Origin of the sequence: Chryseobacterium sp. c4a, assembly GCF_009900745.1 — a bacterium.
GTDB lineage: Bacteria > Bacteroidota > Bacteroidia > Flavobacteriales > Weeksellaceae > Chryseobacterium.
Window position 1 is genome coordinate 1 of sequence record NZ_WXVU01000027.1, and the last position, 22,961, is coordinate 22,961.

At 35.9% G+C, this 22,961-nt stretch carries 22 protein-coding genes; 14 read left to right on the forward strand and 8 right to left on the reverse strand.

Annotated features, from left to right (window positions below):
• From GTR01_RS23585 to GTR01_RS23605, 5 genes are all read left to right on the forward strand, one after another.
• A partial coding sequence (locus GTR01_RS23585; RefSeq protein WP_160135854.1) for an integrase core domain-containing protein occupies nucleotides 1–184 on the forward strand: 184 nt, incomplete at its 5' end.
• A 225-nt stretch (nucleotides 185–409) separates the two neighbouring features.
• Nucleotides 410–1,081, forward strand: coding sequence for a hypothetical protein (locus GTR01_RS23590; protein ID WP_160140164.1), 672 nt, complete (start codon nucleotides 410–412; stop codon nucleotides 1,079–1,081).
• A gap of 122 nt (nucleotides 1,082–1,203) precedes the next feature.
• Nucleotides 1,204–3,336 (forward strand): type IA DNA topoisomerase, encoded by a 2,133-nt coding sequence (locus GTR01_RS23595; RefSeq protein WP_160140165.1) that lies wholly within the window; start codon nucleotides 1,204–1,206, stop codon nucleotides 3,334–3,336.
• Nucleotides 3,337–3,595: 259 nt separating this feature from the next.
• Nucleotides 3,596–4,018 carry a PaaI family thioesterase gene (locus GTR01_RS23600; RefSeq protein WP_160140166.1) on the forward strand — a complete coding sequence of 141 codons (423 nt, stop codon included), beginning with the start codon at nucleotides 3,596–3,598 and terminating at the stop codon, nucleotides 4,016–4,018.
• Nucleotides 4,019–4,138: 120 nt separating this feature from the next.
• A complete protein-coding gene (locus GTR01_RS23605; RefSeq protein ID WP_160140167.1) occupies nucleotides 4,139–4,483 on the forward strand; it encodes a phage holin family protein in 345 nt (114 codons plus the stop codon).
• A 47-nt stretch (nucleotides 4,484–4,530) separates the two neighbouring features.
• Here GTR01_RS23605 and GTR01_RS23610 read toward each other — a convergent pair whose 3' ends face one another.
• Complete coding sequence (locus GTR01_RS23610) at nucleotides 4,531–5,397, reverse strand: FN3 associated domain-containing protein (RefSeq protein ID WP_160140168.1); 867 nt, start codon at nucleotides 5,395–5,397, stop codon at nucleotides 4,531–4,533.
• Between the two features lie 204 nt (nucleotides 5,398–5,601).
• Between GTR01_RS23610 and GTR01_RS23615 the strand changes: the two genes are divergently transcribed.
• Nucleotides 5,602–7,596 carry a S9 family peptidase gene (locus GTR01_RS23615; protein WP_160140169.1) on the forward strand — a complete coding sequence of 665 codons (1,995 nt, stop codon included), beginning with the start codon at nucleotides 5,602–5,604 and terminating at the stop codon, nucleotides 7,594–7,596.
• A 270-nt stretch (nucleotides 7,597–7,866) separates the two neighbouring features.
• The gene (locus tag GTR01_RS23620) at nucleotides 7,867–8,367 is read left to right on the forward strand and encodes a DNA-deoxyinosine glycosylase (protein ID WP_160140170.1); all 501 of its coding nucleotides are present in this window, start codon (nucleotides 7,867–7,869) and stop codon (nucleotides 8,365–8,367) included.
• Nucleotides 8,368–8,539: 172 nt separating this feature from the next.
• Here the strand turns inward: GTR01_RS23620 and GTR01_RS23625 are convergent, their stop codons facing one another.
• The 6 genes from GTR01_RS23625 to GTR01_RS23650 all read right to left on the reverse strand — a co-directional run bounded on the left by GTR01_RS23625 (nucleotide 8,540) and on the right by GTR01_RS23650 (nucleotide 13,846).
• Nucleotides 8,540–9,571 carry a phosphotransferase enzyme family protein gene (locus GTR01_RS23625; RefSeq protein WP_160140171.1) on the reverse strand — a complete coding sequence of 344 codons (1,032 nt, stop codon included), beginning with the start codon at nucleotides 9,569–9,571 and terminating at the stop codon, nucleotides 8,540–8,542.
• A complete protein-coding gene (locus tag GTR01_RS23630; RefSeq protein ID WP_160140172.1) occupies nucleotides 9,562–10,467 on the reverse strand; it encodes a sugar phosphate nucleotidyltransferase in 906 nt (301 codons plus the stop codon). Before GTR01_RS23630 ends, GTR01_RS23625 begins: the two co-directional genes overlap by 10 nt.
• Nucleotides 10,457–11,854, reverse strand: a complete 1,398-nt coding sequence (locus GTR01_RS23635) for a Gfo/Idh/MocA family protein (protein ID WP_160140173.1) — start codon at nucleotides 11,852–11,854, stop codon at nucleotides 10,457–10,459. The genes GTR01_RS23630 and GTR01_RS23635 overlap by 11 nt, the downstream gene beginning before the upstream one ends.
• A gap of 269 nt (nucleotides 11,855–12,123) precedes the next feature.
• Nucleotides 12,124–12,873: a serine hydrolase domain-containing protein gene (locus tag GTR01_RS23640; RefSeq protein ID WP_228452334.1), complete on the reverse strand. Its 750-nt coding sequence runs from the start codon at nucleotides 12,871–12,873 to the stop codon at nucleotides 12,124–12,126.
• Nucleotides 12,827–13,105, reverse strand: coding sequence for a hypothetical protein (locus GTR01_RS23645; protein WP_160140174.1), 279 nt, complete (start codon nucleotides 13,103–13,105; stop codon nucleotides 12,827–12,829). The genes GTR01_RS23640 and GTR01_RS23645 overlap by 47 nt, the downstream gene beginning before the upstream one ends.
• A 48-nt stretch (nucleotides 13,106–13,153) precedes the next feature.
• A complete protein-coding gene (locus GTR01_RS23650; RefSeq protein WP_160140175.1) occupies nucleotides 13,154–13,846 on the reverse strand; it encodes an AIM24 family protein in 693 nt (230 codons plus the stop codon).
• Between the two features lie 513 nt (nucleotides 13,847–14,359).
• Between GTR01_RS23650 and queA the strand changes: the two genes are divergently transcribed.
• The 6 genes from queA to GTR01_RS23680 all read left to right on the forward strand — a co-directional run bounded on the left by queA (nucleotide 14,360) and on the right by GTR01_RS23680 (nucleotide 20,073).
• Nucleotides 14,360–15,409, forward strand: a complete 1,050-nt coding sequence (gene queA / locus GTR01_RS23655; RefSeq protein WP_160140176.1) for a tRNA preQ1(34) S-adenosylmethionine ribosyltransferase-isomerase QueA — start codon at nucleotides 14,360–14,362, stop codon at nucleotides 15,407–15,409.
• A 40-nt stretch (nucleotides 15,410–15,449) separates the two neighbouring features.
• Entirely contained in the window at nucleotides 15,450–15,797 is a 348-nt protein-coding gene (locus GTR01_RS23660; protein WP_160140177.1) for a four helix bundle protein, read from the forward strand.
• Nucleotides 15,798–15,830: 33 nt separating this feature from the next.
• Nucleotides 15,831–16,865 carry a 23S rRNA (adenine(2503)-C(2))-methyltransferase RlmN gene (rlmN, locus tag GTR01_RS23665; RefSeq protein WP_160140178.1) on the forward strand — a complete coding sequence of 345 codons (1,035 nt, stop codon included), beginning with the start codon at nucleotides 15,831–15,833 and terminating at the stop codon, nucleotides 16,863–16,865.
• 78 nt (nucleotides 16,866–16,943) lie between these two features.
• A complete protein-coding gene (locus GTR01_RS23670; RefSeq protein ID WP_410492612.1) occupies nucleotides 16,944–17,888 on the forward strand; it encodes a sterol desaturase family protein in 945 nt (314 codons plus the stop codon).
• A 252-nt stretch (nucleotides 17,889–18,140) separates the two neighbouring features.
• The gene (locus GTR01_RS23675; RefSeq protein ID WP_160140180.1) at nucleotides 18,141–19,019 is read left to right on the forward strand and encodes a hypothetical protein; all 879 of its coding nucleotides are present in this window, start codon (nucleotides 18,141–18,143) and stop codon (nucleotides 19,017–19,019) included.
• A 76-nt stretch (nucleotides 19,020–19,095) separates the two neighbouring features.
• Entirely contained in the window at nucleotides 19,096–20,073 is a 978-nt protein-coding gene (locus GTR01_RS23680; protein ID WP_160140181.1) for a polyprenyl synthetase family protein, read from the forward strand.
• Nucleotide 20,074: 1 nt separating this feature from the next.
• Here GTR01_RS23680 and GTR01_RS23685 read toward each other — a convergent pair whose 3' ends face one another.
• Nucleotides 20,075–20,368 carry a hypothetical protein gene (locus tag GTR01_RS23685; protein WP_160140182.1) on the reverse strand — a complete coding sequence of 98 codons (294 nt, stop codon included), beginning with the start codon at nucleotides 20,366–20,368 and terminating at the stop codon, nucleotides 20,075–20,077.
• A gap of 137 nt (nucleotides 20,369–20,505) precedes the next feature.
• Here GTR01_RS23685 and GTR01_RS23690 point away from each other — a divergent pair, with 137 nt between their 5' ends.
• Entirely contained in the window at nucleotides 20,506–22,938 is a 2,433-nt protein-coding gene (locus GTR01_RS23690) for a thiamine pyrophosphate-dependent enzyme (RefSeq protein WP_160140183.1), read from the forward strand.
• The last annotated feature ends 23 nt before the right edge of the window (nucleotides 22,939–22,961 follow it).

Sequence of the window (22,961 nt, forward strand, 5' to 3'; positions counted from 1 at the left end):
ATATATTGAACGCTTAAACCGTACATTCAGAGAAGACGTTTTGGATGCATACCTATTCGGGTCTATAATGGAGGTAAATGCAATGGCTTATGAGTGGCAAATCGATTACAACAGTAATCATCCGCACACATCTTTAAATGGACTTAGTCCTTGGCTATATGCTAAAGAATCTTTAGTCAATTAGAAGGGATTTTATATTTATTAACTGTTTGAAAAAAGGTAAGTCTTCAAAAAAGGTAAGTCTTCAAGTATAACCGGACATGCAAATGTTAAAAAAAATAGAAGAAAGAATATTTTTGGATTAATAAATGAAGCTGATAAAAATGAGGCTGATTTATTGGTTTTCCCGGAAGTTTCAATTCCATATTCTTGGATAAGGCTATTGGCAGAAAGAAGTCATAAGCGATTTATGGGAATTGTTGCAGGATTAGAACATTGGGTAAATTCGAAAGGTGTTGTATTTAATTTTATGGTTACTATTTTACCATTTAAAATTAATTATTATACAACTTCTATAATAAAATTACGGTTAAAAAATCATTATTCACATTTTGAAAAGCATCAAATAAAAGGCTATCGTTTATTAATTCCAAATGAAAATTTAGATAATTATACAATGTCATATGACCTTTTTCATTGGAGAAAAACATACTTTTCAGTTTATAACTGTTTTGAATTAGCAGATATTAATCATAGATCTTTATTTAAGTCAAAAGTTGATTTTATAATTGCATCAGAATATAATAAAGATACAAGTTATTTTGCGGATATTGCAGGTGCTTGGGTAAGAGATATACATTCCTATTTTATTCAAGTAAATTCGTCAGATTTTGGTGATTCTAGAATCATACAGCCATCAAAATCATTTTGTAAAGATCTCATTCAAGTTAAAGGAGGAAATAATTCAACTATATTGGTTGGAAATTTAGATATTCAGAAACTAAGAAATTTTCAATATAAAGAATATCACCTTCAAAAAGATGATATTGATGGAGGGAAAACAGTATTAAAACCAACACCTCCTGATTTTGATAGAAAGAATGTAAAAATAAGAATAGAGAATAAGGATTTTAATGTTTAGTAAAAAGGATATTTTATTTTAATAACAATTTGAGAAAGAGTTAATAAATAGTATTTTGTTGTCACAATTTTTTAAGTCAAAAAAAATCCCGATTTTTGCAATCCTTCATTAAACCCGACTTCATGAAATTATGTATTGCCGAAAAACCAAGTGTTGCCAGAGATATTGCCAAAGTATTAGGTGCTACCACATCTAAACAAGGCTATATGGAAGGGAACGGCTATTGCGTGACATGGACGTTCGGACACCTTTGTACCCTTAAAGAACCTCACGACTACGGTCCGCAGTTCAAATCCTGGAATTTATTTTCATTACCCATTATTCCCAGCAGTTTTGGAATTAAACTGATTCCTAATAAAGGCGTTGAAAATCAGTTTAAAGTCATTGAAAGATTAGTAGAGGAATGTGATGAGGTCATTAACTGTGGGGATGCCGGGCAAGAGGGAGAATTGATCCAGCGTTGGGTATTGCAGAAAGCAAAATGCAACAAACCCGTTCAGCGTTTATGGATTTCTTCATTGACGGAAGATGCAATCAAAGAAGGTTTTGCAAGTTTAAAGCCTGCAGAAGACTATAAAAATTTATACCTGGCGGGTAATGCCAGAGCAATTGGTGACTGGCTGTTAGGAATCAATGCGACAAGACTTTTTACCAAGAAATTTGGTGGAAATAAAGCAGTACTTTCTATTGGAAGGGTACAGACTCCTACATTAGCGATGTTGGTTCAGCGTCAGAAAGAAATTGATGCCTTTACCACCGAGGAATATTGGGAATTAAAAACCAAATATCGTGAGGTGGTTTTCAATGCAGCGATCGATCGTTTAAAAACATTAGAACGTGCAGAAAAAGGGCTGGAATATCTTAAAGTAAATCCATTTGAAATCGTTTCTTTCGAAATTAAAGAAGGAAAAGAAAAGAATCCAAGACTTTTTGACTTGACAGGATTGCAGGTAGAAGCCAATAAAAAATACGGATATTCAGCGGAAAATACATTGAACTATGTTCAGAGTCTTTATGAAAAGAAACATGTCACCTATCCGCGTGTGGATACCACTTACTTATCAGACAGTTTATATCCGAAAATAGAAGGGATTCTTAAGAAAATGTATCCTTATCAGGAGTTGATTGCTCCTTTGTTGGAAGCTCCAATTCCAAAATCAAAAGCGGTATTTGATGATACCAAAGTAACCGATCACCATGCGATTATTCCTACGGAAGTTCCTCCTTCTCAAAATCTGAGCAGAGAAGAAAAACTGATCTATGATCTGATTGCTAAGCGTTTTATTGCCGTTTTTTATCCTGAATGTAAAATCTCCAATACTTTGGTAGAAGGTAAGGTAGGAACCATTCCTTTCAAAACAAGTGGAAGACAAATCCTGGAACCGGGATGGAGAGCGGTGTATGCTAAAGAACCCAAGGAAGAATCTACAGACAAGGATAAAGAGAAAGAAAAAGAGGAAGAACAAACCATTCCTGAGTTTACTGTAGGTGAAACCGGGCCACACGATCCAATGATCCACCAGGGAAAAACAACTCCGCCAAAACCCTATACGGAAGCAACCTTGCTGAGAGCAATGGAAACTGCGGGAAAACAGGTTGAAGATGAAGAACTGCGTGAAATGCTGAAGAACAACGGGATCGGAAGACCATCCACCCGTGCAAACATCATCGAAACACTGTTCAAAAGAAAATACATCGAAAAGAAAAGAAAAAACCTGATTGCAACTCAAACGGGCATTCAGCTTATCGATACCATTGAAGACGAACTTCTAAAAAGCCCTGAATTAACTGGTGAATGGGAATCCAAACTTCGTAAAATTGAAAAAGGAGAGTATGAAGCCAATCTTTTCAAAGAAGAATTGATTCAGATGGTTACAGAACTTACCGATAAAGTGGTGTACGGAAAAGGGAAAGTTATTACCCTGCAGGAAGAAGAAAAAGAAGTAGTAAAGGAGAAGAAAAAAAGAGAACCTGCACAGAAAAAAGAACTTCAGTCATGGGAAGAAACCAAGTGTCCGAAATGTAAGGAACATAACCTAATCAAAGGTAAAACGGCTGTAGGATGTTCTGATTTCAAAAATTGTGGCTTTAAAATTACTTTTGAAATTTTCGGAAAGAAACTTTCAGATAAACAGCTTTTGGATCTTGTTTTAAAAGGGAAAACCTCAAAACTGAAAGGGTTCAATGCTCATCCTGAAGAGTTGGCAGAAGGAGTGCTTTCTTTAACCGATGATTTCCAGGTACAGCTTGTTTAATAGTTCTATCATTAAAAGCATATTCTTTTAAAATTTAAAACTTTACATCATACAATCTTCTCCAATATCTCAATTGGAAGCACAACAATTCCCCTCTTTTGAAGACGGGATAGTTCTGTCTTTTTAAATCATTAGTGGAGAATACTGGATTCGAACCCGTGGCCTTTTGACTGCCAGTCAAACGCGCTAGATGTTTTTCCATTTCATTTACCTAGCGTGGCTATTAATTCTTTAAATTTACATTTAAATTTTAAAACCAATGACCCCGGAGAAAAAGAAACTCATTACGGACAGTTTTAGCCGTTCAGAAACTCTGAAATTTTATAAAGCAGAATTATTAGATGTAGATACAGACTTTGTTTCTATAAAAATTCCCAAAATGGAAATGATGACCAGAAAAGCAGGCATGTTCAATGGAGCAATGATTGCTTCTCTTGTGGACGTTTCTGCAGGATATGCAGCAGTGAGTCATTATCCGGAAGATTGCTACGTGGTAACAGTTGAATTAAAGGTCAACTATCTTCGTCCGGCAATGGGAGATGCTTTGGTTTCAAAAGCTTATGTTATTAAAGGAGGTTCTAAAATCAGTGTCATCAGAGTAGAAATTTATGTTCAGAATGAAGGCTCTGAATCGGAAAGTCATGTCGCCACTTCATTGGTGACCATGATGAAAATAAAATAACACGTTTTGAGGTTATATTTAGTAAAATCTTCCATGAATAAAGGATTTAAAGAGTTTTTTTTCACTGAAATGGAATGGCTTTTGCTCAATACCCCCTATAAATATTAAAAAAATAACGAAATGAACTTAATTATCCGTTTGTTTGTCACTGCAATAGTGGCTTATCTTTTAACTAAAGTTTTACCAGGAGTACAATTTGAAGGTTTTTCATCAGCCATTATCTTTGCGATTGTACTTGGGGTTTTAAACATATTTGTAAAACCTATTTTAAGTCTGTTTGGACTTCCATTAACGATTATAACTTTAGGATTCTTTGCCTTAGCCATTAATGCCGGAATTATCCTCATTGCAGACTATTTTATTGATAGTATGCATGTAAACGGTTTCTGGTGGGCTTTTATCTTTAGTATTCTATTATCAATTGTTACTTCACTGGCGAACTCAATGTTCTCAGATGGGGATTAATTCAATAATAACCTATTTCAAAAAGTCCGCTCAGTTGAGCGGACTTTTTATTTTTTTATAAATTGTAATAGAACTAAATTTCCCTGTTGGCTTTTTAATTTTATAAAATAATTTCCTGTAACAAGATGATGAATCGGAATTTCGTTTACAAACTGATTCTTTGAAACTATTTTTCCACTGCTGTCTATAATCTCATATTCCTGAAAATGTTGATCAGTATTTACTTTTAAAATATCAGAAACAGGATTTGGATACACCTTGATGAATACCTCTTTATTTTTCTGTACTGTTTCATGGCTTGACAATGATAAACATGATGGCGGGCTAGTAAGTATTCCGTCTGTAAAATCATAATATAAAGTGCTTCCCATCGGAATCAAATCGGTACTGATCGTTTGAGGAATGTTTTCAAAAGGAGTACAGTTGTTAAAACGGACATTGGCATTTTCAAAATTTCTGGTTATTTTATACCATAAGTCGCATGTTGTAGGCTGCATGGTGATGCCTGGCCATAAAGTATCAATTATAAGTCCGTCAATTGTATTAGGGTTCACCATATCAATCATAACACAGCTGCCACTTAACCATTTGGAAGGTGTTTTAAAATAAATAACAGCGGAAGGAATACTTCCGGTATAGTATTTTTTGCTGATTATTGCTGAGGTAGCTCCCTGCGCATTGACAAGAAAGGCTTTGATTTCTTTATTCTGATCAATAGGAATCTGTACATTGTTAACCGCTGAGCTTGAGTTCAATGTAGGAGTACTTCCATCAGTCGTATAATAAATGGTTCCACTTCCGGAAATCGTTGCCTGATAAGCATTATAATAATGAGTTCCCATAGGATTTATCGTGAGCTGTGAAAAAAAGAACGTCGATAAAAGGAAGGAAGAGAAGAGTAGAATTTTTTTCATACAATGGGTATTAGCTTGTTTTTTTCTAAAATTAATAAAAACTTACTAATAAATAAATCACTTACGTTAATTTTAGAAAACTTAAATGTTAATTTTTTCGGTAATTTTTATTTTAAACAGTAACTTTGGCAATCTTTGAATTTAATAAAAGGGTTTAAGAAATCAGTATGTTCCTTAGATCCGCTAAAAAATGAATATCAACATATGAAACTTAAGTACAGCCTGCTGGCTCTGGCAGCTCCGCTTTTAATGAATGCACAACAATTAATGACGCCTGAAATTCTTTGGACTTTGAAAAAAGTGGGAGTACAGGCAGTTTCACCGGATCAAGCATCCCTTATTTATAAAGTAGGACAAGTAGATCTGAAAACTGAAAAGACAAAAAATGAGAACTACTTTCTGAATGTTCTTAATCATGAAGCTTCTAAAATCGATTTTGGTAAAAAAGCTTTGATCCAATGGGATAAAAATGGGATCTATGCTCAGGAAGGAGATAAGATTTATCTTTCAAAAGATGCTGGAAAAACCTGGTCAGAATTCTATACTATTGGAGAAGCAGACAATATCGTTATTTCTCCCGATGGAAAAAGAATTGCTTTCAGTAAGCAGGTTTTGGTAGAAAAATTAATGGGGAAAGACAAATACAGTGATACTCCTAAAACTACCGCTCAAGTATATACAGACCTTAACCACAGACACTGGGATTATTTTAATGAAGGGAAATACAACCATGTATTTGTAGTTAATACTTCAGATAAAGTAGAGGCTGCTAAAGACCTTTTGGAAGGGAAAACTTGGGATTCGCCTCAAAGACCTTTCGGTGGTGCTGAAGACTTTGTTTGGAGCCCGGATTCTGCTCAGCTTTTATATGTTACAAAGCCAAAAAGCGGTAAAGAATATGCAACCAGTACGAATACTGATATCTTTGCTTATGATTTAGCGACAGGAGTTACAAAGAACCTTACTGAATCAAACAAAGGATATGATATCAATCCAAAATTCAGCCCGGATGGAAAATCTCTGATCTGGCAAAGTATGGCCAGAGATGGTTATGAAGCAGATAAAAATGATGTAAAAATCTTAGATTGGAAATCAGGAAAAACGACGAACCTTACAGCAGGTTGGGATGACAGCGTTTCAGGAGATGTACTTTGGGGAGCAGATTCAAAAACAATCTATTTTACCGCTGCTTACAGAGGAACAAAACAGCTTTTCTCTCTAGATTCAAAATCTGCAAAAGTACAGCAGATCACCAAAGGAGATTTTGATGTGAATGAAATCTTTACAGATAACAAAACTTCAGTAATTGTAGGCAGAACAGATGTAAACCACGCTACAGAACTATTTTCCGTAAACCTTAAAAACGGAGAAATGAAGCAGGTTACTGATGCTAATAAGGATGCTTATGCTAAGTTAGCACAAGGGAAATCTGAACTTAAAATGGTAAAAACTTCGGATGGCAAAGAAATGGGTGTATGGTTCCATTATCCACCGAATTTTGATCCTAATAAAAAATATCCTACATTGGTATACTGCCAAGGTGGGCCACAGTCTGCATTAACACAGTATTTCAGTGTAAGATGGAATTTTGCTTTAATGACAGCAAACGATTATATCGTAGTTGCTCCAAACAGAAGAGGGATGCCAGGTTGGGGAACAAAATGGAACGAAGATATTTCAAGAGATTGGGGTGGTCAGCCAATGAGAGATTACCTTGCAGCTACAGACTATGCTAAAACATTACCTTATGTAGATGGAGACAGAGTAGCAGCTGTTGGAGCAAGTTATGGTGGATACAGTGTATTTATGTTAGCGGGAATCCACGAAAACAGATTCAAAACATTCATTGCACATGATGGATTATTCGATATGAAATCATGGTATCTGACTACTGAAGAGCTTTGGTTTGCAAACTGGGATATCGGTTCTCCATGGGAAAAACCACAGCCAAAAGCTTATACAGAGTTTAATCCAAGCAACTTTGTAGAAAAATGGAACAAGCCAATTATGATCGTTCAGGGAGGAATTGATTTCCGTGTACCATACGAGCAAGGGCAGGAAGCTTTCCAGGCAGCAAAATTAAGAGGATTAAAATCTAAATTGGTTTATTTCCCGAACGAAAATCACTGGGTACTTCATCCACAAAACGGATTGGTATGGCAGAGAGAATTCTTTGACTGGTTAAAAGAAACATTGTAATCAATATCAATAGAAATATATCAATAGAAGCGGGCTTTAGCCCGCTTTTTTTATAATAGGAAACAGAGCGGCTTTAGCCAAAACCTAGAAACCCTATTTTTAAAATCTGTATAATCTGTATAATCTGCGAGAATTAAAAAACATCAATAGGAACGGGCTTTAGCCCGTTCTACTTATAAAATAAATTCCAATGGCTTTAGCCAAAACCTAAAGAAACGATAACTTCAGTTTTCTTCATCAGAAAAATAGTCAAAATGTATATATTTGAATATGCAAAACCGTATTTCATCATTCCCACCACTCATCGATGAACAATCTGAAATTCTTATCCTAGGATCTATCCCCGGAGTAAAATCTTTGGAAATGCAGCAATACTATGCTCATCCACAAAACAAATTCTGGAAAATAATCCTGGAATTGCTGCAAGAAGAATTTACCGAAGATTACACAAAAAGAACTGAAACTTTAAAGAAACATCATGTTGCCCTTTGGGATGTCATTGATTCTTGTGAAAGAAAAGGAAGCCTGGATTCTGAAATTAAAAATGAAGAAGCTAATCAGATTGAAAAACTGGTTGAGGAACATCCAAATATAAAAGCGATCTTTTGCAATGGTGGAAAGTCTTATAAGAATCTGCAAAAACTTTTAGGAAAAAACTATAAACTTCCGGTTTTTCAAATGCCCTCCACAAGCCCGCTTCATACGATCTCCTTTGAAAGAAAGTTTGAGGAATGGAAAAAAGTGTTGGAGTTTTTGAGTGGGAGAGTTTGAGTGTTTTAGAGCTGAATGGGGCTTCTTACTTTTTTAATAAAACAATATTTACCTGATAGAAATAGAGATTCTACAGAATGACAAAGAGTATGGATAGCCTAAACACTGTTATTTGTCATTCCGTAGGAATCTAAATACTATATTTTATTTTTTTAGAAATGAAAGAATAAAATTAACATCCTAAATACTGTCTCAGTCCTTTCAGTAATTCCAGCTGATTTCTTGTCCTATCCAGGTTATGTTCAGGATATTTAATAGAATAATAAGTACTTCCATTCAGGTAATCGGTTAGAAAACGAACCTCTTGAATATAAATAGCGACTTGTGCTGCATAATCAAGGTGATCAGATTCTTCCTGAGTCAGTTTTTCCTTTAGATAGAAAAGAAATCCTTCTTTTACAACCTTGTACATTTCAGGGTTGAAATTGTTTTCAGCACTTCCGTCATCTTCATGGGTGGTATTGGTGTAAGACTGAATCATTGTTCCGAAGTCATACAAAATCGTAGAAATCATCATCGTATCCAGATCAATTACCGCTAACGGACTATGATTTTTATCAAAGAGTATATTACTGATTTTTACATCGGCATGGATGATTCTTTTGGGAATCTGATTGGCTTTCTCCATTTCGATCCACTGATCAGGTAAGGAAATAAGCTGGTTGGTGATTTCTATTTCAGTTTTTGCATTTTCCTTTAGATGAGGAGCTGCGTTTTCCAGTGCCTTTTTATAATCTGCAATTCTTTTTTCGAAATTGAGGAAATTAGGAAGAGTATCTTCAATTGCGGGTAGCTTTTCAGTATTTACAACACTAAGGAAATAACTGAAGGTTTTAGCTGCCTCAAAAGCCGTCTGTAAAGAGGGTGCGGTAAGAAAGGTAATGCTGTTTTCTACAAAGCTTAACATACGCCAAGGTTCTCCATTTTTATCTTTTACCAGAAGTTGATGGGTAAGAGAAGGAATAGGCTCTATGATTTGAAATTGATAATTATTTGATTTCAGAAGTTCATTAACCATTAAATGATTGTTGACAATTACCTCTGGCTGTCTGAAGACATGATGATTGATCTTTTGAAGAATAAACTTTTTCTGTTGATCCAGATCTTCTAAAAGATAAGTTGTATTAATCAGCCCATCATGGATAGGAGATAGATTATAATGATCTGTATGGATAAACTGTTTTACAATATCATTTATTTCCATAAATCTGTCGGGTATCTGTTTTTTTGAATTTCTGATGCAAGAAAATCTTTAATAATCTTTTTATCATCAGCATACGTTACTCCCATCCATTGAGATGGAGAGGCTTTTACCATTACTTTTGCTTTTTTTTCATCAATCATTCTCTGAATAGCAGAAGGAATATAAAATTCCTGAGTAGGGGCAGGTTTTAATTGTATGAAATCGTTAAAGTAGGTTTCCAACGAATTAAATATTTCCGGATGAAAGATGAAAAAATTCATTGATACTAAGGTGTCCGGAGCAATCTCTATATTTTCTCCGTTTTCAGTATATATAATAGAATCATGTACTCTTTGAATGGAAGTTTGCTCTTCTACACTGATCAGATTTTGATCAGCATCTAAAGTACAGATTCCTCGGGCTACTGTTCCGTTGCCACTTAGTGTCGTGTTTACCGGATAGGCTGCCATTCCAAACTGTGTTTCCGAAATATAGGGTACGAATCCTTCTGCGGCCAGCTCGTACACTTCTTTTCCATAGAAATCATCTGCATTGATCATGATAAAAGGTTCCTGGATTACATCTTTTGCACAGAGAACGGCATGCCCGGTTCCCCAAGGTTTTTGACGTTCAGAATAATCAAAATTGTGAATAGGAATACTGTCCATTTCCTGATATATCCAATGCAGTTCAAAACCTTTTGCCTCAGAAATGGTGTTGAGGCGTTCAATATAGCTTTGAGGAATTAATGTATTAACAATAATAACTACTTTAGAAAAACCGGATTGAAGAGCATCATAAATGGAATACTCCAGAATGGGCGAACCATTATCGAGTATTCCATCCACTTGCTTAAGACCTTTATATCTGCTGCCTAATCCACCTGCAAGGATGAGTAATGTTTTTTTAGAATTCATCAGTCATTCCGAATACAGGTTTACGGGTTTTCCATTTACCATTAGTAAAATCAGGAATTTCAACCACCTGACCTCCTTTAGCAATAGACTCTTCACTCAATGGAGTAATAGAATACCACAAGGCCAAATCGTAAACGTCCATTGGGAATTCTATATTTCGTTTGATACACTCAATAAAGGTATTCATGACAAAGAAGTCCATTCCGCCGTGTCCTGCTCCCGCAGCTGTGCTTTCAAACTTCTTCCACATCGGGTGATCATATTCCTTCATCCATTTTTCCGTATTATCCCAACGGTGGGTGTGGTTCATTGTTTTTTCAAAATAAATATGTCCCTGGTTAAAATCTCCCCAACCGAAATCCTGCCATAATCCTTCTGTTCCCTGTACACGGAATCCAAGATCATAAGGTCTTTGTAAGCTGGTATCATGAGTTAAGAGAATCGTTTCGCCATTTTCACAGGCAATTTGCGTGGTTACAATATCCCCCTGATTGAATTTTACCTTTGCATTAGGATGGTTTTCACCACCTTTTGCATGTTCTACAATATATTTATGCAATCCTACAGATTTGGATGAGAACGAAGAAAGTCTTGTTAAACGGTTTCCACGGTTGATATCCATCATCATTGCAACAGGGCCTAGTCCGTGAGTTGGATAAAGTTCTCCATTGCGTTTTACATAATGTTCCGTTCTCCACTTGGCTTCACTGAACCCTTTCTCTCCAAATTCAGCCCCGGAATTGTAAGGGGTAACTCCGTCATTGAAAAGTACTCCTCTAAGATCATGCTGATAACCGCCTCTTCCGTGAACCAATTCCCCAAACATTCCTTTACGAACCATGTTTAGAATTGCCATGATATCTCTTCGATAGCATACATTTTCCATCATGAAAATAGGAACCTTCGTTTCTTCATATACTTTCACGAACTCCCAACAATCCTCAAGCTTGATGGCTCCGGAAACTTCCATTCCAACAATCTTTTTAGCACGCATGGCTTCTACACCCTGAGGAAGATGCCATTCCCACGGAGTAGCAATAACAACAGCATCTATCGTTTTTAATTTTAAAAGATTTCGATAGTCATATTCACCGTTTGAAAACTCCTGAGCTGCCGATTTATTGTTGTCTTTTAATATTTTTTGAGAAGCAGCCAACATTCTTTTATCCGGATCAGCAAAAGCAACAATCTCTACATCATTACGTTTAGCCAATAGTTTTACATGTTCCTGACCACGAAGTCCTACACCAATAAAGCCAACACGGACTTTCTTATCTGTTTTAAAATCATTTGAATAGGCAAATAAGGAATTAGGTAAAACCAATGCTCCAAAACTTGCCAGAGCTGCGGTTTTGATAAAGTTTCTGCGGGAAGTGCTATTGTCCATTTATTTTTTTTCTAAATATATTAAAACTTTTGCAAACAACGATGGAGTGGGAGCTGTGGAGTTCTAAGGTTTGAGAGTTGGGAAATGCGAGGTTCGGGGTTCGGGTTTGAGAGTGTTACTCTTTTGACACGTGGAGATGAATGACGTAGAGCATTACTTATCATTTCTATAATGACCATTATTTCAATGGATGGTCATTCCCCCTCCAAAAATTCAAAGAATTTTCGACGAGGTGGTTAATAAACGATAAAATATAGCTAAAAAAAGAATCACTGCCCATAATAAGCCTTGATTACCCTTTCCCTCATCTTATTCAGATATTGAATGTTTTTTGTATTGGATAAAATGATTAAAGTGAGCCCTCTATCCACTAAATGTACCCAATTGGCACTATGACCATAACCTTCTCCCTGACGTTCTGCAAATATTGTATTCACCTTACCGAACTTTTTAGAATATACCCAAAAACCTAATGCTGTATCTTCAAGGTTTTTATCCGAAGTAAGCATTGTCTCTAATGTAGCTTTATTAAAAAGTTCCTGATTAAACAGAGCCTGGTCAAAAATAAGAAGATCTTTGGGAGTAGAATACATCGCTCCGGCAGAATAAAAATTATCAATATAGGTATTGGGAGGCATATAAAGGGCAAACGGATCCGATGAATCGGCTGTATATCCCTCGTCTATATTTTTGATAATGTCATTGTGATGAAGAAAGCCTGTATTCTTCATTTTAAGAGGGATTAATATTTGTTCTTTGAGAACTTCCTCAAAAGATTTGTTGTATATTTTCTCAATAATTTTACCTAGAAGTATAAAATCCCCATTGTTATAGCTGAATTTTGTTCCGGGTTTATTGATTAATTTTTCAGAAAGAAAAGTGGTGATAAAATCATCAAGATTCCAAATCGTATTGTCATAAGCCTGATGAATGAGCTCCGGTGAGTTGATATCCTTATTTTCCCGGCCACTGCTATAGGTGAGAAGATTTCGTATCGTTGCTTTTGTTAGCTGTAAAATGAGAAACGTATTGTCCGAAGTTCATCGCCTGATAATATCCGGGAACCAGCTTTGGAATAACAAACTTTCCCTGTTTGAGATTATTTTTAGGTGGAGTAAAAGAAACCGAGACTTCATCATTAGATATGTGAAGTAGATCTATATTATATTCGTAGTTTTTCTTTGATGATTGGGCAATCATTGCATTGGGAAAAAGAACCAGTATAAAAAGTAACTTTATCAGGTTATTCATCTGTCTTTTAGTTTTTACTAAAGTACAAAAATTGCCCAAGGTGAAATCTTATTTTTCCATATAATATACCTCTTCATAAGGTTGGATCAATACCCAGCCATGCCCTGAAAATTTCATCTGAAATTCTTCACCGCTTCCTCTTCCGATAAGGCTTTTGAAAGATACGTTAGTTTTCAGTTCAGGGCTGAGATTTCCAGACCAGGCAACGGTAGCATTAGGATCAGTAAAAACAGGAGTGTCAGGAGTTACCAATAAGGTTAAAGGATCACCATGAGTGGTAATCGCAATATGCCCGGTTCCGGAAAGTTTTACCTGGAAAAGACCGCCGGACATCATTCCTGCAATACTTTTCAGCATTGTAATGTCACTATTTACACTTTGTTCATGAGCTAAAACATCATTTCCATTTACACAAACCGATTCATTATTCAGATAAAGGATTCGGACTTTCTTACCAGAGTCTGCAACATAGAGTTTTCCCGTACCTTCAGCTTTCATCAGTTTGCTGCCTTCTCCACTGATGGCTTTTTTCAGAAGATTTCCAAAACCACCTGCCAGCATTCCTTGTCTTTCAAAGTTGATATTTCCTACATAGCTTACCATGCTTCCTTTTTTTGTCCATACCGCCTGATTATTAAGGTTAATCTCTAAAAGATGCTTGGTTTCCAGCTCGAAATAATCTCTTTGCTGCGGATTTTCTTTTGTTTCGTTGATAAATGCTTCAATTGAATATTTGCTCATGATTATAATTTTTTAATATGTTGTTTTTATAATATCAGTGTTTTAGTTTGTCGTATTATACTCCCTTTTGTTACTTTTAGGATTTAGATCCACAAATTCATAGTTTTCAAAATGACACGATAGTTTTTTCATACTATTTTGGAGTCCCAATCGGATAAATCTTCGCCTTCTTTTTAGCTGTTTTCATCATCATTAGTGTAATAATCTTCAGTTTTTAAATGAAAATCAAATCATATAACCCCATCTTCATTCATCCTTCTATTTCAGCTGGAAAAATCAATTTAATGTCCTTTAGTGTGCATATTATCAGTGGAATATATTTTATCTGCAGATTCCATACTCTATTTCAATTCTTCAAAAATACTCTTTTTAGCCTTTAAAATTTCCCGTAAAATCACGGTTTTATATTTGATTGAAAAATAATACTTGACAAAGGGGTGTTCAATGTCGTATATTTGCACTCCGAAAATTACACCTTGTAATTTCAATAATTTTTAAACCGTAATTTAAAAAATGAAAACATCAGATTTTAATTTTGATCTTCCTGCGGAATTATTAGCAGAACACCCATCAGAGCACAGAGACGAAGCTAGATTAATGGTACTTGATAGAAAAACACAAACTATCGAGCACAAATTATTCAAAGATGTAGTGGATTATTTTGATGAGGAGGATTTATTCATCTTCAACAATACTAAAGTTTTCCCTGCACGTCTTTATGGAAACAAAGAAAAAACAGGTGCTAAAATCGAAGTTTTCTTGTTAAGAGAGCTTGATAAAGAAACAAGAGTTTGGGATGTTTTAGTAGATCCGGCAAGAAAAATCAGAATTGGTAACAAATTATTCTTCACTGAAGATGAGTCTTTGGTAGCTGAGGTTATCGACAACACAACTTCTAGAGGAAGAACATTAAGATTCTTATTCGATGGTTCTTACGAAGAATTCAGAGCGAAACTTAAAGAATTAGGAGAAACTCCACTTCCAAAATATATCAAAAGAGCAGTAGAGCCGGAAGATGCAGAAAGATATCAGACGATCTACGCTAAAGTAGAAGGAGCGGTTGCTGCACCTACAGCAGGTCTTCACTTCTCGAAGCATTTGATGAAGAGATTAGAGATCAAAGGGATCAATTTTGCTGAAGTTACCCTTCACGTAGGATTAGGAACTTTCAACCCAATTGAGGTAGAAGATCTTTCTAAGCACAAAATGGAATCTGAAGAGATCATCATTGATGAGAAAAATGCTTTAATTATCAATAAAGCAGTAGAATCTCACAGAAGAGTTTGTGCAGTTGGAACTACAACAATGAGAGCATTGGAAACTTCTGTTTCTTCAAACAAAAAAATCTCTGCGTTCAACGGATGGACAAACAAATTCATTTATCCGCCTCACGATTTTGGAGTTGCTAACTCAATGATCACCAACTTCCACACACCGAAGTCTACATTGATCATGATGATTGCTGCATTTGCCGGAAGAGATTTCGTAATGCATGCTTATGAAGAAGCCGTAAAAGAAAAGTATAAATTCTATTCTTACGGTGACGCAATGTTAATCCTTTAAAAAAGTAAAAAGAGCCAAGTTAAAAGTAATACAAGTCGAGATGAGACCAAATGATTTACTTACAAGAACTTTTACGTTTGGAGTTAATTGTCTTGCATTTTTAAGAACACTTCCAAACGATCCTGAGAGTAAATTAATAAGATTTCAACTTGGAAAATCGGCAACTTCAATAGGTGCTAATTATGAAGAATCACAAGCCGGATCTTCTAAAGCGGATTTTAAAAATAAAGTAAAAATTGCTTTAAGAGAAGCCAGAGAAAGTAATTTTTGGCTTCGGGTTTTAGAAAAACTAGATGGTTATGATTCTGAAGAATTTAAAGATTTATTGAATGAGAGTAACGAATTGAAAAACATTTTGGCTACAATAGTTAATAATACTAAACTTTAAAACTTTTTACTTTTAACTTGGCTCTTTAATATTATGAAAGATATCCGTATATTATCACTGGACCAGCTTAAAGAATACTTCGTATCTTTAGGAGAAAAGCCGTTTCGTGCGAAACAGGTCTATGACTGGCTATGGAGCAAAAACCTCCATTCGATTGATGAAATGACGAATCTTTCGAAATCTCTTCGTGAAAAAATTTCCGAAGAATATACCATCAATCCTGTTTCTGTAGATCTTCTTCAGAAAAGTTCAGACGGAACCATCAAAAACGGCGTGAAACTTCACGACGGATTATTGGTAGAATCTGTACTTATCCCAACAGAAACAAGAACAACAGCTTGTGTATCTTCACAGGTAGGCTGCTCATTGAATTGCGAATTCTGTGCTACTGCAAAACTAAAGAGAATGAGAAATCTCGAAGTGGCAGAAATTGTAGACCAGGTTGCTTTAATTGATAGCCAAAGCAGAATGTATTTTGACAGACCACTTTCCAATATCGTATTCATGGGAATGGGAGAACCAATGATGAACTACAAAAATGTAGTAGAAGCCATCAGAAAGATCACCCAGCCGGAAGGATTAGGAATGTCGCCAAGAAGAATTACTGTTTCTACTTCAGGAATTCCAAAGATGATCAAAATGCTTGCTGATGATGAATTGCGTGTGAAATTAGCATTGTCTCTTCACTCAGCCATTGAAGCAAAGCGTAATGAAATTATGCCTTTCTCAGATAAATTCCCGTTAACGGATATTATGGAGGCACTTCAATACTGGTATCAGAAAACCGGATCAGTTATTACTTTTGAATACTGTGTATGGAAAGGAATTAACGATGGAGACGAAGACATCAAAGCTCTAATCAAATATTGCAAGCAGGTTCCTTCTAAAGTAAACCTTATTCAATACAATCCGATCGGTGATGGAAAATATGACCAATGTAACAAACAGGCAGAGGAGAATTATATCCGTCAGCTTGAAAATGCAGGCATTACAGTAATGGTCAGAAGAAGCCGTGGAGGAGATATTGATGCAGCTTGCGGACAGCTAGCCAACAAAACTGCTGATTAAAATTTCCTTAAAAAAAGCTTAATTTTCCCTTAAAGAATCGCTTAAAACCCTACCTTTGCACAAAATTATTTTGTGATGATGGATTTTCTTATGAGCGAGGACGGGCTAGAACACGTATATGCCTGGGCTGTTCCCTTGCATGCTACAGTAATTTTAGCTGAAATGATTTATAGCCACGTTTCGGAGGCTAAGCTATACAGTGGTAAAGACCTTGCTACTAATGTTTATCTTGCTTTGATGAACTTTGGGCTTGATCTGATCATGAAGGCGTTTGCAATGGGGGTGATGTTTTTCTTTTACCACCACAGACTTTTTTCATGGGATCTTAGCATCTGGTATTTAATAGCTTGCTTTATAATTACGGATTTTGCCTATTATGTGCTGCATTATGTGGATCACCGTTCCAGAGCTTTCTGGGCTGTTCACATTACGCACCATAGTTCAGAATTCTTCAACCTTACCACAGGTTTTAGAAGCCCGGTATTACAACCGCTTTACAGATATTTATACTTTTCACCGCTAGCATTTTTAGGATTCAATCCTTGGCATATTATGGTAGCTTATGCTATCGGACAGGTATATGGAACATGGGTACACACCCAAACGGTAAAAAGTATGGGATTTCTGGAACATATTCTGGTAACTCCTTCTCACCACAGAGTACACCATGCCTGTAACATCAAATATCTGGATAAAAACATGGGAATGTGTCTGATTATCTGGGATAAAATATTTGGTACCTTCCAGAAAGAAGATCCGAATATTCCGGTAAAATATGGAATTTACCCTAAAATGCCAGACAACAGACCTGATACAGTACTCTTCTATGAATGGAGAAAAATCTGGAAAGACCTGAAACAGCCGGGACTTAAATTCACTGATAGAATCAACTATATTTTCAATTCACCGGGATGGAGACATGACGGAACCGGAAAGACCGTAAGACAGTATCAGAAAGAATACTTTGCAAAACAAGCACAAAAAGAACAGGCAAAGAATCAGAAACAGCAGAAAACTGCTTAATTATCAATAAAAATCTATAAAGAAAGACGAGCTTTTTGCTTGTCTTTCTTTTTTTGACAATGTACCGAATTATATTATGCCGTAAGATATAAAACAAAACGCGTTACAATTCCTTTCTTTCTTCCTCTCCGTATTTAATACTCATACTTCCAAACTCGAATCACGCACCTCGCACCTCGCATCTCGTAACTCACCTAACCCACACCAGCTCAGTAATCTCTCCATTTAAACTAAAAGCCCTATTTTTGTCCTATGAAAAGAACACTTCTGCTATTGGCTTTTCTTGCCTTTCAAACCGCATTTTCTCAACAGACAGATTTCCTGAAAATAAAAAAATACAGAGTCAGCCATCTGGACGACAAGATTCAGGAGACTTCCGGATTGAATTTCTTTAATGGAAAATTGTATACTTTCAATGATAGCGGGAATGCCCCTGAATTATTTGAAATCAATAAAACCTCAGGAGAAGTAGTTAAAACATTAAAAGTAAATGCTAAAAATACCGATTGGGAGGCGCTAACGAATGATGGCAGTAATTTCTATATTGGGGATTTCGGCAATAACGATGGAAGCCGAAGACATCTTACGATTTATAAAGTACCATTTCAGGGAGACAGTCTGCAAAATAACAACGTAAGAGAGATTAAGTTTCACTATCCTGAACAAACTGATTATATATCGAACTATTACAAGACAGATTTTGATGGAGAAGCAATGGTATATGCTCATGGAAAACTTCATCTTTTTACCAAAGAATGGGTGTCTAAATCAACCGTTCATTACGTTGTAGATCCTGAAAAGACTGAAAAACAGGATGCTGTAAAAGCTGAGTCCTATAAAACTAATTTTATGGTGACCGACGCTGCTTACTTTGATAAGAAGCTTTATTTGGTAGGTTATAGCAAGAAGACAGAGGTGTTTATGGATGTTTTTACAGAAACTGAACCTGGAATATTTTTTAAAGAAACCCCTAAGCATTATTATTTAGGAAGTGCTTTGTCAATAGGGCAGGTTGAAGGAATTGCAGTGGATGAAACAGGAATGTCTATTTCAGCGGAAAAATTCAAATCTCCATTAGGAAAGACAAAGCCTTCACTTTATTTTATTCCTAAAGACCAATTCAGGGATTAATTTTTCGCTTAAAATTGAGCGAAAAAAATTATCTTTGTGAGAATTAATAATTTTATTCACCCAGCATTCGCAGATTGTGGCAAATATCGTAGAAGAAATCAAGCAACCGATCAATGATGAAATGAAACTTTTTGAACAAAAGTTTTACGAATCAATGCAAAGTAAAGTAGCCTTATTGGATAAAGTAACCCGTTTTATTGTTACTACCAAAGGGAAGCAGATGCGCCCTATGTTTGTATTTCTTTGTGCCAAGCTGGTAGGGAGTGTAACGGAGAAGACCTATCGTGGAGCCTCAATGATCGAGCTTATTCATACAGCTACTCTGGTACACGATGATGTGGTGGATGAAAGTTTTAAACGTCGTAATTTCTTTTCCATTAATGCATTGTGGAAAAATAAGATTGCTGTTTTGGTAGGAGACTATCTGTTGTCAAAATCAGTATTATTATCTACAGATCATAAAGATTACGATTTATTAGGGGTTATTTCAAGAACGATTCGTGAAATGTCTGAAGGAGAGCTTCTGCAGTTGGAGAAGGCCAGAAAATTGGATATTACAGAAGATGTTTATTATGAGATTATCCGTCAGAAAACAGCCACTTTAATTGCTGCCTGCTGTGAGATTGGAGTACTGTCTAACAATGCTGACGAAGCTCTTGCTAAAAAAATGCAGGACTTCGGTACTTTCACAGGAATGGCTTTTCAGATTAAAGATGACCTTTTTGATTATTTAAGCTCCAATGTCATTGGTAAGCCCGTAGGAATTGATATTAAAGAGCAGAAAATGACCTTGCCTTTAATTCATACCCTGAAGACAGCTAATGAAAAGGACAGAAAATACTATTTCGATACGATTAAGCGTTATAATAACAATCCAAAACGAGTAAAAGAACTGATAGAGTTCGTTAAAAATTCCGGTGGATTAGACTATGCGATCACCGTAATGAAAGATTTCCAACAGAAGGCAAAAGATATTCTGAATGAATTCCCCGAATCTGAAGCAAGAAAATCTTTACATAGTATGCTAGATTACGTAATTGAGCGAAAATTTTAAATTAAATAATTTTCAGGGTTAGAATAATAACGGCTAGAACTATACAAAATAAAGCAATTAAAAATAAATAATCCGCAATGCTCTCATAGGTATATTCCCTTCTTTTATCTCCTGTTCTGATCGCAAGAAACGAAAAGAAACAGCTACACGCAAAAAGGATACAGGCAAGTCCTGCAAATTCGTCTAAATATGTATTGTGGCTGATCTTAGCGATTTTCAATGAGGTGATAATAATCAAAGAAAATCCTAAAAGATTGCTAGACGCATTCAAAATGTGTGGCGACTTTTTGTCCATCTTTTACAATTTTTTTCAAAATAAAGCACAATTTTTATTATTATCAAATTTTTAAAAAAGATTATTAAAAATTAAAATTAATTTAAAAAGTGTATATTAGCGGAATACTTGAAGAACAAAAACTTTTTTACTTAGCTATGCAAACAACTTATATTGAAACACAGCAAATATCCTTCCAGGACTTTAAAAATCAAATACTTGATGATTACAGGTTAGGAAGAGTTTCTCGTGAAATGTCTTATCTCGGAAGGAGAGAAGTACTTACCGGAAAAGCTAAATTTGGAATTTTTGGGGATGGAAAAGAACTTCCTCAGCTTGCCATGGCGAAGGTTTTCAGAAATGGAGACTTCCGTTCAGGGTATTACAGAGACCAGACTTTTGCATTGGCCATTAATGCTTTAACGGCAGAAAGTTTCTTTGCACAGATGTATGCTGATACAAGTGTAGAAAGAGAGCCGGCTTCAGCAGGAAGACAGATGAACGGACACTTTGCTACAAGAAGTTTAAATGAAGACGGAAGCTGGAAAGATTTAACGGCACAGAAAAATATTTCTTCCGATATTTCACCTACAGCAGGACAAATGCCAAGATTATTGGGATTAGCACAGGCTTCTACGATTTACAAAAATGTAAAATTTGACGGTTCGGAGAAGTTTTCAAGAGAAGGAAATGAGATCGCTTTCGGAACTATTGGTGATGCTTCTACAGCAGAAGGTCACTTCTGGGAAACATTGAATGCAGCTTGTGCACTTCAGGTTCCTATGATCGTATCGATCTGGGATGACGGATACGGAATTTCAGTTCCTACTAAAAATCAGAGAGCAAAAGCTGATATCAGTGAAATGCTAAGCGGTTTCCAAAGAAAAGAAGGAGAGAACCAAGGTTGTGAAATTATCCAGGTAAAAGCTTGGGATTATGCAGCATTATTAGATGCTTATGCTAAGGCAGAGCATTTCGCAAGAACAGAAAGTGTTCCTGTAGTAGTACATGTGGTAGATGTTACCCAGCCTCAAGGGCACTCTACATCAGGATCTCATGAAAGATATAAAAATGAAGCACGTCTGGCTTGGGAAGCTGAGTTTGACGGATTAGTGAAATTCAAAGAGTGGATTCTTAACTATTCTATCGAAATTGATGGAAAAGAAGAGGTAATTGCTACTGCTGAAGAATTGGATGCTATTGATGAAGAAGCTAAGAAAAGAGCTAAGGCTGGACAAAAAACAGCTTGGGAAAACTACCAGAACGCTATTAAAGAGCTTACTCAATCTATTATTCCTTTAGTAGAAAACCTTAAAGGGCAGAATACTGATGTAGAGGCGGCGCTTACTCATTTCAATAAGTTAGTTTCAAAAGCTAAAAAAGATGTATTTCATTTAGCAAGAAAAGCTTTATTGGCGACAAGAGGAACCCATTCGGCAGAAAGAAGCCAATTGATGCAGAAATACAATGAAGTATTTGAAATCGAAAAAGACAACTATTCATCTCACTTATATTCTCAGTCTGAATGGAAGGCTGAAAACATTAAAGAAATCAAGCCTGTTTACTCAGACAGCTCTGAAGAGGTAGACGGAAGAGTAGTCATCAGAAATAACTTTGATAAAATCTTTGAAAAATATCCTGAAACATTAATCTTTGGTGAAGATACCGGAAATATCGGAGACGTAAACCAGGGATTGGAAGGAATGCAGGAGAAATATGGAGCGTTACGTATTGCTGATACAGGAATCCGTGAAGCTACGATTCTTGGACAGGGAATCGGTATGGCGATGAGAGGATTGAGACCAATCGCTGAAATCCAGTATTTAGATTACGTTCTTTATTGTTTACAGGGAATGAGTGATGATCTGGCAACAGTACAATACAGAACCAAAGGTGGTCAAAAAGCTCCTGTAATCATCAGAACGAGAGGTCACAGATTAGAAGGAATCTGGCACTCAGGTTCTCCAATGGCGGGAATTCTTAACCTTTCAAAAGGTATTTTAGTATTGGTACCAAGAAACCTTACGAAAGCTGCTGGATTCTATAATACAATGCTTCAGGCTGACGAACCTGCGATCATCGTTGAATGTCTGAACGGATACAGATTAAAAGAGAAACAACCTGATAACTTAGGTGAATTCACAGTTCCTGTAGGTAAAATTGAAGTAACAAAAGAAGGAAAAGATGTTACTTTGGTAACTTACGGTTCTACTTGGAGAATTGTAACAGAAGCAGCTAATGAGTTGGAAAAACTTGGAATCTCTGCAGAAGTGATCGATATCCAGTCATTAATTCCTTTCGATTTATCTCACGAAATTGCTGAAAGCGTTAAGAAAACAAACAGATTAGTAGTAATCGACGAAGATGTAGAAGGTGGAACAACAGGATTCATCTTACAACAAATCTTAGAAAAGCAAAAAGCTTTCAGATACCTGGATTCAGATCCATTAACGATTTCTGCTAACGATCACAGACCAGCCTATGCTAGTGATGGTGACTATTTCAGTAAGCCGTCTGCAGACGATATGGTAGAAAAGATCTATGCTCTATTTAATGAAACCAATCCTCAGAAATATCCTGCGATATTCTAATTGGGATTCTAGATAAATTTAAA